Annotated in this window: 13 protein-coding genes; all 13 read right to left on the reverse strand. The window is 47.0% G+C overall.

All coding sequences use genetic code 11. The annotated features are described in order from the left end of the window. Positions 1–129: 129 nt before the first annotated feature. The 13 genes from dinG to BLV50_RS10550 all read right to left on the reverse strand — a co-directional run bounded on the left by dinG (position 130) and on the right by BLV50_RS10550 (position 12,932). On the reverse strand, positions 130–2,991 hold the full coding sequence (gene dinG, locus BLV50_RS10490; RefSeq protein WP_079694038.1) for an ATP-dependent DNA helicase DinG: 2,862 nt from the start codon (positions 2,989–2,991) through the stop codon (positions 130–132). 141 nt (positions 2,992–3,132) lie between these two features. After that, complete coding sequence (locus BLV50_RS10495; protein WP_231952455.1) at positions 3,133–3,756, reverse strand: tetratricopeptide repeat protein; 624 nt, start codon at positions 3,754–3,756, stop codon at positions 3,133–3,135. Positions 3,757–3,873: 117 nt separating this feature from the next. Further along, on the reverse strand, positions 3,874–4,257 hold the full coding sequence (panD, locus tag BLV50_RS10500) for an aspartate 1-decarboxylase (RefSeq protein WP_024630626.1): 384 nt from the start codon (positions 4,255–4,257) through the stop codon (positions 3,874–3,876). Beyond that, positions 4,250–5,146, reverse strand: a complete 897-nt coding sequence (panC, locus tag BLV50_RS10505; protein WP_064636881.1) for a pantoate--beta-alanine ligase — start codon at positions 5,144–5,146, stop codon at positions 4,250–4,252. Before panC ends, panD begins: the two co-directional genes overlap by 8 nt. Beyond that, positions 5,143–6,018, reverse strand: coding sequence for a 3-methyl-2-oxobutanoate hydroxymethyltransferase (gene panB, locus BLV50_RS10510; protein WP_063566794.1), 876 nt, complete (start codon positions 6,016–6,018; stop codon positions 5,143–5,145). The genes panC and panB overlap by 4 nt, the downstream gene beginning before the upstream one ends. A gap of 330 nt (positions 6,019–6,348) precedes the next feature. Further along, positions 6,349–7,326, reverse strand: coding sequence for a biotin--[acetyl-CoA-carboxylase] ligase (locus BLV50_RS10515; RefSeq protein WP_063566793.1), 978 nt, complete (start codon positions 7,324–7,326; stop codon positions 6,349–6,351). Then, on the reverse strand, positions 7,313–8,611 hold the full coding sequence (locus tag BLV50_RS10520; protein WP_244552106.1) for a CCA tRNA nucleotidyltransferase: 1,299 nt from the start codon (positions 8,609–8,611) through the stop codon (positions 7,313–7,315). The genes BLV50_RS10515 and BLV50_RS10520 overlap by 14 nt, the downstream gene beginning before the upstream one ends. Before the next feature lie 81 nt (positions 8,612–8,692). Continuing rightward, complete coding sequence (gene bshA / locus BLV50_RS10525) at positions 8,693–9,853, reverse strand: N-acetyl-alpha-D-glucosaminyl L-malate synthase BshA (protein WP_064636876.1); 1,161 nt, start codon at positions 9,851–9,853, stop codon at positions 8,693–8,695. Positions 9,854–9,949: 96 nt separating this feature from the next. Then, entirely contained in the window at positions 9,950–10,651 is a 702-nt protein-coding gene (bshB1, locus tag BLV50_RS10530; protein WP_063566791.1) for a bacillithiol biosynthesis deacetylase BshB1, read from the reverse strand. Further along, positions 10,648–11,088: a methylglyoxal synthase gene (gene mgsA, locus BLV50_RS10535; protein ID WP_024630633.1), complete on the reverse strand. Its 441-nt coding sequence runs from the start codon at positions 11,086–11,088 to the stop codon at positions 10,648–10,650. The genes bshB1 and mgsA overlap by 4 nt, the downstream gene beginning before the upstream one ends. Positions 11,089–11,140: 52 nt before the next feature. Continuing rightward, the gene (gene dapB / locus BLV50_RS10540) at positions 11,141–11,944 is read right to left on the reverse strand and encodes a 4-hydroxy-tetrahydrodipicolinate reductase (protein ID WP_053780709.1); all 804 of its coding nucleotides are present in this window, start codon (positions 11,942–11,944) and stop codon (positions 11,141–11,143) included. An 81-nt stretch (positions 11,945–12,025) separates the two neighbouring features. Next, entirely contained in the window at positions 12,026–12,550 is a 525-nt protein-coding gene (locus BLV50_RS10545) for a tetratricopeptide repeat protein (protein WP_256337920.1), read from the reverse strand. A gap of 52 nt (positions 12,551–12,602) precedes the next feature. Next, complete coding sequence (locus BLV50_RS10550) at positions 12,603–12,932, reverse strand: nucleotide pyrophosphohydrolase (RefSeq protein ID WP_024630636.1); 330 nt, start codon at positions 12,930–12,932, stop codon at positions 12,603–12,605. Positions 12,933–13,062: the final 130 nt, after the last annotated feature.

Raw genomic sequence — 13,062 nt, forward strand, 5'->3', positions numbered from 1 at the left:
CCTTGTTATATAATGGATAATTGCTTTAATCGCTTTACTCGCATATCCATGAAACGAATACATGATATTACTCAATTTTACCGCCAATCACTGGCGCCTTGCAATAATGGAAGCTACAGAGCGTATCTGTTATTGTTGCTCTTCGGTTGGTCTCTCGAGCCATTCCGAAATGCGTGGAACCATCTGCTCTGTAAGCATGTGCTCCATTTTGGGACCAGGTAATGAATATAAAAAGTACTTGCCATAATACGCTTCAATAACGCGTGTATCGTATACAATCACAATGCCTCTGTCTTTGCCTGTACGAACCAGTCTGCCAAATCCCTGTTTGAAACGGATGACGGCTTGTGGCACGGATAGCTTCATAAACGGGTTTTTCTTCTGCTGCTGCAAAAGCTCGCTCTTCGCTTCCACTAATGGATGATTCGGTGGCTGGAACGGCAGTCTGACAATTGCAAGGCAGGTCAGAGCCTCTCCCGGAATGTCCACGCCTTCCCAAAAGCTGCTTGTGCCAAGTAGCACCGTTGCTTTAGCATCTTGGAACCGACGTGTAAGCTTGGAACGGCTGCCGCTGTCCACCCCTTGCCCAAGCAAAGAGATATCGTTGCCTGACAAGGCCTCCTTAAGCGGGTCATAGACCTGTCGCAGCATGCGGTAGGAGGTAAACAACACCATCATGCGTCCACGAGTCGCAATAGCCGTTTCCGCGAGCGAGTGCACGAGCATATCCACAAAGTGTGCATCGCCTACACTGCCCTTCACGCTTGGGAAATCACGCGGAATGACAAGCAGCGCTTGTTCTCGATAATTGAACGGTGAAGGTAGCATCGACGTTAACAGACGGTTATTGTCGGCAGCTTCCTGCAAACCCAGCTGTTCGATCATGAATTGAAATGACTTGTCAACGGAGAGCGTAGCCGATGTAAGCACAACGCTTTTCTTTTTATCAAAGAACATATCCTTCAATTGTGCACTGACATCGACAGGAACAGCATAGAGTTGCAGTGATTTACTGCGGAACTGGCCGCTGGCCTCCATCCAGTACACGGTATTGGCATCATCCATCCGCATGAAGAAACGCAGATTATCCTTAATCGTTGCCAAATCCTTGAGCAGACCTGAGATATCCGTAATCAGACTATCGGACTGATAATCGTCCTGATCTTCTTTCACTTCAAGCAGCAGCTTGTCGCCTTTACGAATCAAATCGCCTAGGGTGACATAAATTTGGTTTTCAGCGTCCTGCAATTCCTGCCATTTGGCTGGTTTTTGTGAAGACTTCAGTCTAAGTGAGAATTGTCCTGTCTCGCCTGGAGAAGCATCGCTGCGTTCAGGCAGCAGTCCGAACAAGGCATCGCTTAGTCGATCCCACATCTCTTTAACTTCGACAGCAAGCGGGAACATCTGATCAATCATGGAGCCCCACTGTACCGAATTTTCATGACCCGACAATTGAGAACGCAGCATCGGCAGTTGGCCATTTCGGCTATCTTTAAACAGTCGGGTCAGTGTATGAACCAACGTGAAATATTTCATATGAAGACCAAGGTGCTTACCTGCTACGTCCTCCAGATGATGTGCTTCATCGATGACGAGACTTTCGTAGGCTGGCAGCAGCTGATGTGCTGCTTTGACATCCGTAAACAATTTCGAATGATTCGTAATGACGATATCGGAAAGCCCGGCTTCATGTTTGGCCCGGTGATAGAAACATTTGCGGAACCAAGGACAGGAACGTCCAAGACAGGACTCAGACTCACTCTGTACCGTCTCCCAGAAGTCTCCTCCGCGCCCGCTTAGATTAAGCTCCTCGTCGTCTCCAGTCTCCGTCTGAGTAAGCCAGACAATCATCTGAGCCGCTGTAAAATAATCCTCTTTCGGTGTAGCAAATTCACGTTTATTGATTTTATGCTCAAACTTACGCAGACACAGATAGTGCCCACGTCCTTTGAACACCGCTGCCTTGAACGGGAACGGAACCACTTGGGTCAGCATAGGAATATCCCGCTCTCTCAATTGCTCCTGCAGGTTGATGGTATGTGTGCTGACCATCACTTTCTGTTCCTGTTTTACACTTTCATAGATGGCAGGCAGCAAATAACCAAGTGATTTGCCCGTACCTGTCCCAGCTTCGATTAAGAGATGTTTCTCCTCATCCAAAGCTTGTCGTACACTGCTGAACATTTGAGTTTGCGCCTCACGCTCCTCATAATGGTCCAGCGTCTCCTTCAGGTTATCTCTAACCTGATCCATAAACTGCTCAAAACTCACGCCTTCCAGCGGATTACCCTCTCGCTCATCACGTGGTGAGCCTATATCGGTCCAGTCACTCACGTTCAGGGCAAGCTGGCGGTAATACGTATGACCATCCAGATCCTGAATAGGCTCTGCTTCCTTCTCAGAACGCATTCCATCGAAGAACCAACCCAAGTCACTGTCTTCCGGTGCAAACAGGTCACTGAGGCGCTGAATCGTGATCAGAGGCAATGCACGCAGCTCATCGAGACACTTCAGTAATACAAAAGCTGTTGCAAGAGCATCACTGTCTGCCTGATGAGGACGGTCATGCTGAAATCCGAATTCCGAAGACACATAACCGAGTTGATAAGAGCCCAGTGACGGGAACGAGATCTTCAGGAAATCAATCGTATCCAGGATCCGTCCGGTAAATGGCAGATAACCGCATCGATCGAGTGCATTTTGAAGAAAATGAAAATCAAAAGCAACATTGTGTCCAACAAGAACCACATCATCAAGCAGCGGAACCATCTCCATCATCATCTCTTCCAATGAGGGAGCATCCGCCACATCTTCATCGGTAATACCGGTTAACCCCGTAATAAACGGAGGAATCGGTACACCTGGGTTCACATAAGAACTATATATTTGAGTTATGCTGTAGTCATGATCTATGATGGCAAGTCCGGCCTGTATAATCTCACCGTCGGACTGCGTGCCGGTTGTTTCGAAATCCAATACGGCAAATTTCATTGCAATGTACGGTCCCTTCCATTCCAGTCTATGTTACAGCATAGCAAAAAAAAGGGCGTTTGAAAATTAACTGACAAAAAAGGCGGTGTCCCCGCCGCTATGCCAGAGGAGGGAACACCGTCTTAATGCCGCCGAATAGCCCTAATTTAAGGCAGTCAGCTGATTTGCATATTGCAATTTTCCGCTGTTTAAACGACAAGCTTCCATGTTATACAGCGGTTCGGTCAACGATGGGTCATACTGAAGCGCCTGCGCAAATAATGAACATGCACCTTCAGGATTCGCGAGCTTGGCCTCGATACAGCCCAGGACGTTACATACCAACCCTTTTAATCTCGGCGAACCGTTCAGATGCATGATCCGCTGCAAGTGTATTCCTGCTTCCTCGGTTTGTTCCAGGTTGAGATGAGCAAGAGCCAGGTAAAAACGAGTCAATGCACTTTCCGGATAGTCGGTCACAACCCTAGAAAATTGCATAATCGCCTGCGGGTACATTTGCAGTTTGAAATATCCCTGACCGCGACTGAAACACTCCAAATGCAGTTCTGGCAGTGCGGTAACAGCTTCCTGTTCAGGTTCGAGGGAAGCAGGCTTATCCAGTTCCCTTTCCCTCACCTGGCTCATTTTTTCTTCAAACATCAGCCACTCATCAATCATCCCGTCACTCATCCGCTTCAGCAAATTCCACTTTTGCAGCAATTCCTGTTTGCTTAGGCCTTCAGCAGAAGGGTAGCGCTTGATAATTTCATCTAACATGTCATTCATTTCTGCGAAAACATGCTGGAACATCGATGCATCCCCACCCTTGAAAAAATGGATTAGTGCAGTGACCTGTACTCATTTTTTGTAGAATGGGTCGATTTCATTCCCCTTACCAGTCGATTACATAATCGTCGCATGAACTTCGTGTTTCATCGTTTGCACAGGTTTGTTCTGTCCATCCACAAATACAACGGTAGGCTTGTGATTATTTGCCTCTTCTTGAGACATCATTGCATATGAAATGATAATGACGGTATCTCCAGGCTGTACCAGGCGAGCTGCTGCTCCATTCAAACAGATAACTCCACTTCCACGTGGGCCTGGAATGACATAGGTTTCCAGACGTGCACCATTGTTGTTATTCACAATTTGCACTTTTTCATTTTCCATTAGATCGGAAGTTTCCATTAGATCTTCATCTATGGTAATGCTACCCACATAGTTCAGGTTTGCTTCCGTAACGGTTGCCCGGTGAATTTTGGATTTCATTAGTGTTCTAAACATGGGACAGTACCTCCGATTTTTGCAGCCTTATATTGTCAATCAATCTTGTTTTGCCGAATTTTACTGCAAGTGCGATCAACAGATCGTCACGACCATGAACTTTTTCCTGATCCAAAAGTGGCTCAAGACTTGGAAAAGCCTGAATTTCAGCATAATCAATCACGGCCATTGGTGAACGTTCAATGTTCTCACGCAATATAACGCGGATATCCGCTGCTGTCATTGCCGTCCCTGCATCTACAGCTTCCTGTGCCTCACGCAGAGCCTTGGACAGAACAAGAGCTTCCTGACGCTGTTCTGTGCTGAGGTACACGTTGCGCGAACTAAGCGCCAAGCCATCACTTTCACGAACGATAGGACAAGGCACAATCTCAACCGCCATGTTTAAATCGTTAACCATCTGCTGGATCACAGCTACCTGCTGTGCGTCCTTCATGCCAAAAAATGCACGCTGCGGTTGTACAATGTTAAAGAGCTTTGACACGACCGTAGTCACTCCGTCAAAATGCCCTGGACGAGAAGCACCGCACAAGCGATCCGTTAAGCGGGAAACCGATACGGTCGTTTGTGTAGGCTGTGGATACATCTCTTCAACAGAGGGAATAAATACGATATCCACCCCTTTTGCTCGTGCAGTTTCCACATCTCTAGCTTCATCCCTAGGGTAACTGTCAAAGTCTTCATTCGGACCGAATTGAATTGGGTTTACAAATATGCTCAAAACCACGATATCACTCTGTTGTTTGGCCGCTTGCATCAAACTTGCATGGCCTTCATGAAGAAATCCCATCGTAGGCACGAGTCCTACAACGGACTGTCTGGACTGAATCGACTGACGTTTCAAGCTAAGCTCTTGTCTTAATTCTGCGATTGTCCGTATCACTTTCATACGTTGGTCTCCACCTTTTCTTTGCGATGTCCGTACAATTGATCCAGAACGCCGTCAGCAGCGGTAAATACATGCTCCTGTGCCGGGAACGAGCGATCCTTGACTTCTTTCACATAGGACTCGATGCTGTTGCGAATCAATGTACCTACGTCTCCATACGATTTGACAAAGCGTTTTGGCGTGTATGGGGAAGCATACTGAACCACATCATGGAATACCAGTACCTGACCATCACACCCTCTACCTGCGCCAATGCCAATCGTAGGAATAGACAATTCCTCCGAGATCGCTCTTGCCACTTCTTCCGTGACCAGTTCGAGTACAATGCCGAAAGCGCCAGCTGCTTCAAGCGCCTTGGCTTCGTCCATCAGCCGTTTGGCATCAGCAGCATCCTTGCCCTGAATACGATAACCGCCAATTTGATTCACGGATTGCGGTGTAAGTCCGATATGTCCAAGTACAGGTACACCGGCTTGCACAACCGCTTTTACCGTATCCGCGATTTCAAGACCGCCCTCCATCTTGACCGCTTGTGCATGACCTTCCTGCATCAGGCGACGGACACCTTTAAGCGTCTCATCCAAGCTACCATGATACGTCATGAAGGGCATATCAGCCACGATAAACGTATTTCCCGCACCACGTACTACAGAGCGTGTATGGTACACCATATCTTCGATCGTAACAGGCAAGGTGGAGTTATAACCCAATACCACGTTTCCCAGTGAATCACCAACCAGAATTAGATCGATACCCGCTTCCTCGGCCAATTGGGCTGTCGGATAATCGTAAGCTGTAATCATGCTAAGCGGCACGCCGTCCTGCTTATATTTTTTCATTTTCACAATATTCAATGCTTGTTTGTTTGCCATTTTCGTTATGGCTCCTCTCATCTTTTCAATTTAAACGCAACAAAAAAACCTTTTAGTTTCCACTAAAAAGTCCCGAAAAGTCAAAAAAGAGTCACTTGCGATCGTCCCTTCTGTCTCGGTCCTCTTCGGCTCAGAGCAGAATCCAACAACTCACTTTACTACCATTCTTGCCTTGTCACTGCAACATTTTGAAGCAGAACAAAGCATACTATTGCCGGAGTGCAATTCGGTCTGCATTAGCCGATATCGCCTCACGAACACAGTATACCAAAGTTCTGCCCAAAGTTCACGTCTTATGTTCATTTTTACGGTGTAAATTCGACAAATTGTTTAATTTACCAATGAAACTTCACCGGAGTAAACCGATACTCGCTCACCGTTTTTCTTCTCCAAAATCAATGCACCAGAAGGATCAAGGCCAATGGCAGTACCTTCGATGATACCCTGCGGATTAGCCACCTTAATTTCACGATTCATGGATACGGACAAAGCTTCCCAGAGCGAAGAGATCACACCGAACCCTTCCTTTTGATACAAAAAATACAAACGCTCCAATTCCGAGAGAATGGCCGCTGCAAGTTTGGTTCGGTCTATGGTTTGTCCGGTCTCCATCTTAAGCGAAGTTGCGATTGTTATCAGATCCTCGGGATAATCCTTAGGATCGAAGTTCACATCCACGCCTATGCCTGCGATACAGTAGCGTAATTCGTGGTCTTCGACGGTTGATTCAAGTAGAATTCCGCATACTTTACGACCATCAATCAAAAGATCGTTAGGCCATTTGATCCCAGCATCAGCACCTGTATATGATCGAATGGCACGACACACCGCCACACCCGTTAATAACGTAAGCTGTGGTGTATTTTGCAGGGCAAGCTCCGGACGCATTAGAACACTCATCCAGATGCCTCGTCCAGGTGGTGAGAACCATTTACGTCCAAAGCGGCCTCGTCCACCCGTTTGTTCTTCTGCCAGCACCACTGCCCCTTCGCCCTGCCCCTGTTCAGCCATGTGCTGAACATCACCTTGGGTGGACAACGTGGAATTCAGAATGATTGCCTTCCGCCCAAACACCGTCGTTTCCAATGCCAGCTGAAGCGCTGTGGCATCGATACTGTCCGGTTTCGTGATCAAGCGATACCCTTTGCGAGATACGGCCTCAAACTCATAACCCATGTCACGCAGTTTGTTTACGTGCTTCCACACGGCCGTTCGGCTAATGGAAAGGTTGCGACTAATCTCTTCACCAGACACAAACTCTCCTTCGGCATTCAGTAACATATGTAACAGTTCCTCATGCTTTGTCATCTGCAGCCACCCGCTTTACTTCGTTGGTCAGCATGTCATGCTGATTCGCTATATTTCCGATCGCAGTCTCTCTTAAAAGATGCTTCATTAGTTGTCCCAGCCATGGTCCGCCCTTGCGTCCAAGTAACTGCAAAACGTTCTCACCCGTAATATGCAGATCTTTCAGTTCATGCACCTTCATGGATTGACTCCATGCTGCACCTCGTGATTGTATTAATACGATCTGTTCTTCGTGCAGAACCTCTTGATCCCTCCAACCAGTTGGTAGCAGTTGTTGAATGATGAGCCAGTCCTCTGTTGCCTGACGTCCTCCAGACAGCACAGTTACGATCCATTCTGATCGAAGTGTCTCTTCATCCTTCTGCTCTTGTACGACAGTCTGGATCAACTGTTCGACCTGGAGAACTCCATTAATGCGGGAACGATCGTCATTAGAAAACGTCCATTTTCGAAGTAAAGCATCTGCTTCATCCCTGGTATAATGGCCTGCAATCAGCACCATGGACCAGCGCAATAAAACGTTTTCTTCCTTCAATTGTTCCATATTGGACATGAGGGCTTTATTGAATCGCTCCATGGAGATTGGTGCCTTCACATGCTCCAGTGCCTGGCTGCGAAACAGCAATTCCAGACCGCGCAGTGGATGGGGGCCTGCCATCATTTTCACCATTTCGGTACGTACTCTTTCCATGGCGATATGTTGTAGCAGATCCTTTTGTCGAACTAACCCCTTCCAGGTGTTGTAGGCAATTTTGAAATCAAATACTGAAGCAAAACGAACACAGCGAAGCATCCGCAGCGCATCTTCTCCAAACCGTTCTGCCGCCGATCCCACACACCTGACCCGTCCATCCTGAATATCCGATTGTCCACCAAAAGGATCAACGATATTACCGTCACGATCCATAGCGAGAGCATTCATTGTGAAGTCACGCCGCTGCAAATCTTCTTTGACATCCTGCACAAATTGAACGGCAGTGGGTCTTCGATTATCCTTATATTCAGATTCAGTGCGAAAAGTTGTAACTTCAAAGTAAAAACCTCCTGAACGTACAGTAACCGTTCCATGCTGGAGGCCCGTAGGAATACAATCCGCGAACAGTTCCATGACTTGCTCAGGAGAAGCGGACGTGGTGATATCCATATCATCCACGCTACGTTCCAGCAGTTCATCACGCACACAACCACCGACCCAATAAGCTTCGTACCCTGTTTCATTTAATGTTCGCAGTACCTGTTCACTTTGTCTTGCCATTTCATGATCTACCTGTGTCCATTGAACCACTTACTCTCACCCCATAACTACGTGTTGCTTGGTGTGGCTTACACAGATATATTTCCAAGATGGAACAATCCTATCTGACAATCAGCCACAAACCGGCTTCAGATTCGGAACTTCACGTCCCAGCACCCGGTAGTATATTTGTTCATATTCATGCCGAATGGCATCATTACAGAAATCATGATGGGCCCGTCTCAAACATGCCTCTCTGAAGTCTGCTGTCAAACGGTCGTCAGTCAACAAACGAATCGTGTTCTCCGCCATCGATTGCGTGTCGCCAATTGGAGACAAAAATCCGGTCTTGCCGTGCAATACCAGTTCAGGAATACCCCCTGCCTGTGATCCAATAGTAGGTACACCACAAGCCATGGCTTCGAGTGCTACCAGTCCAAAGCTTTCCTTCTCAGACGGCAGCATAAGCACATCAGCCATCGAAATGACTTGAGCAATATCATCCTGCTTACCTAGGAAATGAACCTTGTCATTCAGTCCAAGCTCATTAATCTTCCATTGAATCTTCGGCAAGTCCGGTCCTTCTCCAACAAATAACAGCTTGGCAGGTACTTGCTCCTGTACTTGACGGAACACTTCTACCACATCCTGTGTTCTCTTCACAGGACGGAAGTTGGAGATATGCATCAGTATTTTTTCGTGAGGTGCTGCGAAGTCTCTACGCAGACTTGCTGCATCACGTGGATAATAAATTCTTTTATCAATAAAGTTATAGGTCAGATCGATTGGACGTCTTATATCCAGCAACTCAACCGTTTCACGAATCAAATCCTGAGATACGGCCGTAACCGCATCACTCTCGTTGATGGCAAGTCGAATCAAATCCTTCAACGACTCATCCTGCGCCAGCACAGTAATATCTGTTCCGTGTAACGTTGTAACCACCTTTAAGTCCTCACCAACCATTTGTTTTGCCAAAAAGGCACACACCGCATGTGGAACTGCATAATGTACATGTAGCAGATCCAGTTGCTGTGCTTTGGCTACTTGCGCCATTTTCGTGGCCAATGACAGGTCATACGGTGGATAACGGAAGACGTAGTAATCGTTGACCTCAACTTCATGATAAAAAATATTTTTCTGGAATTTACCCAGTCTAAACGGGATACTATTAGCAATAAAGTGAACCTGGTGACCCTGTTCGGCAAGCAATTTGCCCAGCTCCGTTGCGACAACGCCAGACCCTCCGAGGGACGGATAACAGGTAATACCAATTTTTAGCTTTTGATCCATCCGGTGGACGCTCCTTTAATCTCCCGCGTGTGCAGGTTGATGTAATGCAACGGAAATGCAATTGATAAATGATTTATACGAGCAAGTTCGATCGTTTTATGACTTGGCCGCTTGGCCAAATTGATGAACTACATAAGGTGTAATGCTAGCGAATCCTTCTGCAAATGGAATAAGGCTCCGCTGTCCGAGCAAAGAATCCCGAGCTTTCACACGTTCAATATATCCTTGAGTCAATGGAGTGGCAACTGCGCCTTCTCCCAATTCGAACTGAGATCGATAACTGAGCAATGAATTTTCCTTCTGCTCATAGTGTTCCGTAATATCCACAATCAAATCCGTTGGTCCGATATCGTTAATAAAGTAAAAATACAATTCTTTCACCTGAACTGCGGGCATGTCCGGCATATAGTTTCTAAGCTTGGCATTAAAGACAGCCTCCTGCACCAGTTTGCTGCACATCACATGATCCGGGTGACGATCCTCCCAATATGGCGCAAACACGATTCGAGGGGCATGACGCCGTATCTCGGCAGTCACAGCCTCGATGTGTTCTGGAGTAATATACAGCCCCCGATCAGGCAAACCGAGATTGCTTCGACACGAAAGACCGAGGACGCGGGAGGCTTGCTCCGCTTCCTCGGCTCTGCGCTCTACCGTCCCGTTGGAAGACATCTCCGCCCGGGTCAGATCACACACGCCTACTTTCAGTCCAGCTGCAGTATGTTTGGCAATCGTTCCTGCCATCCCAATCTCTGCATCATCCGCGTGTGCACCAAATATGAGAATGTCCAAACTCATTGAGCATCACCCGAATTCAATCCACCCTCAGGCTTGTATTTATGTACAAGCTCTCTCCAGCCAAAATCACCGCGATCGAGCGCTTTAACGAGAATCTCTGCAGTTGCAATATTCGTAGCAAGCGGAATCCCCTGTACATCGCACAGACGCAGCAAAGCGTTAATATCTGGTTCATGAGGCTGTGCCATCAATGGATCACGCAGAAAAATAATCAAATCCATCTCATTTTGCGCAACCAAGGCTCCGATCTGTTGATCCCCGCCCAGTGGACCGGATTCAAACCGATGGATCTGTAAAGAGGTTCCTTCCATAATGCGAAGACCTGTTGTACCTGTCGAGTATAGTTGATGGTCTGTAAATACATTTTCGTAGGCTGTCACGAAGTTAACCATCTCTTCTTTTTTGCGATCATGGGCAATAAATGCAATTTTCAACATGACAATCTCCTTTTAGTGTGTGTTCAAAAGTTGACTTTTTGAACTACCTCTCTTAGTCGATAAAGTGATCAAATCCGTAGATAAGTCCTGTATATTCCATAACCTTCTGTACACCAATCTTAACACCAGGCATATAACCTGCACGTTCATAGGAGTCATGACGAATTTTGAGGGATTGGCCAAAGTCTCCAAATACCACTTCCTGCTGGGCGAACACTCCCGGCAACCGTACGCTATGAATTCGGAATCCATTATAATATCCGCCACGCGATCCTTCGATCGTCTCTTCTTCATTCGGATTACCCTGACGAAGTTCCTCGCGGTTTGCTGCAATTAGCTCGGCTGTTTTGATTGCTGTACCCGAAGGAGCATCCAGCTTCTGATCCCCGTGATATTCGATGATCTCCACATTCGGCATATGTTTGGCAGCCTGTGCGGCAAATCTCATCATCAGAATAGCACCGATTGAGAAGTTCGGGGCAATCAACCCTCCAATGCCTTTGTCCTGACACTGCTTGTCCAGCTGTTCGATCTGCTCCGGCGTAAAGCCGGTAACACCCATAACAGGTCTTACTCCGTGACGAATGGCAATTTCTGTATGGGCAAAGGCATATTGAGGGACTGTGAAGTCCACCATAACCTGCGGTTTAGTCTCTGCAAAAGCCATCTCGATATCATCGGTCAAAAGCACCCCACATTCGGGTAGACCGACAAGTGTTCCGGCATCCGTGCCTACTCCTGAGCGGTTGACCGCTGCGGCGAGCTCCAGTTCAGGATCTTGAAGCACCAGTTTCACTACTTCACGGCCCATCCGGCCAGCCGCTCCGATTACGGCAACTCTTATTACTTCACTCATCTTGACTGCATCTCCTCACTATGTTGGTTCATTTGGTTGAATCCAGTTCAAACGATTTCCATCCCGTTATGAAATGGCATCTTATTGAATGGATTTCATACGCTGCTTAATTTCCTGTAACAATAGATGCAGTTGATCATTCTGCGGGTCCAGCAACAATGCGTCACGTACGGAACGGGTTGCAAGGTCGAACTCATTCAGATCGCTGTAAGCAAGAGCAAGCATGATATGCGCTTCCACATATAACGGGTCAAGTTTAACTGCCTGTTTCAGCAGATCGGCCGCCTGCACATATCGTTCATGCGTTACGTCTCCTGCCTGCTCAAGCAACACCTTGGCCTGAAGGCTTATCTGTTTGGCTTCCAGGGTCTGTAAATGCAAAACATATTCCTCTATCCCCTGTGACAGTTCAACAGCCTTACGCGCATATTCAAGCGCTGGAGCCAAGTGTTGACTGCGGGCATGTGTAATGGAACAACGATAATAGAGCTCCGCATGTTCCGGGTGAGCATCAATGGCAGATTCGAACCAACGAATCGCCTGCTCAAAATCATTTTGCAAAATACAGCGGTACGCATGCTGCATATACTCTTCCGGTTTCATCATCCAAGCTGTCCCTCCCTCATTGAGGTGATGGTACAGCATATGTAATCTACGCCTAATCGGTGTTTTTTGGCGTCCACCGATTTGCATCGCGTGTGTTAAATTTATGCATGACTTTGTCGTGCGCCTCTGCCAGGTCGATCCCGAGAGAATTAGCAAAACAAATCGTGATAAATAAAATATCACCGAGCTCAAGCTCAATGGAATTGTCTGCTTCGGAAGATTTTTTCGGTTTTTCACCGAACTCGTGATTCACTTCCCTTGCAAGCTCTCCCACCTCTTCAGACATACGGGCGAGCATGGCCAGCGGGCTGAAGTATCCTTCTTTGAACTGGGAAATATACAGATCAACCTCACGCTGCATTTCTGCAATGCTTTTCTCCATGAGAACGGATTCTCCTTTTGAAATTGTGTCGTATTTGTTCCTAATATATCAGTTATTTAGATTCACTTCCACCATCATAAACGACAAATCATTTTTAAAGAATCGATAAACAGGTATACTAAGATGGGAA

Origin of the sequence: Paenibacillus sp. 276b, assembly GCF_900107875.1 — a bacterium.
GTDB classification, from domain to species: Bacteria; Bacillota; Bacilli; order Paenibacillales; family Paenibacillaceae; genus Paenibacillus; species Paenibacillus marchantiae.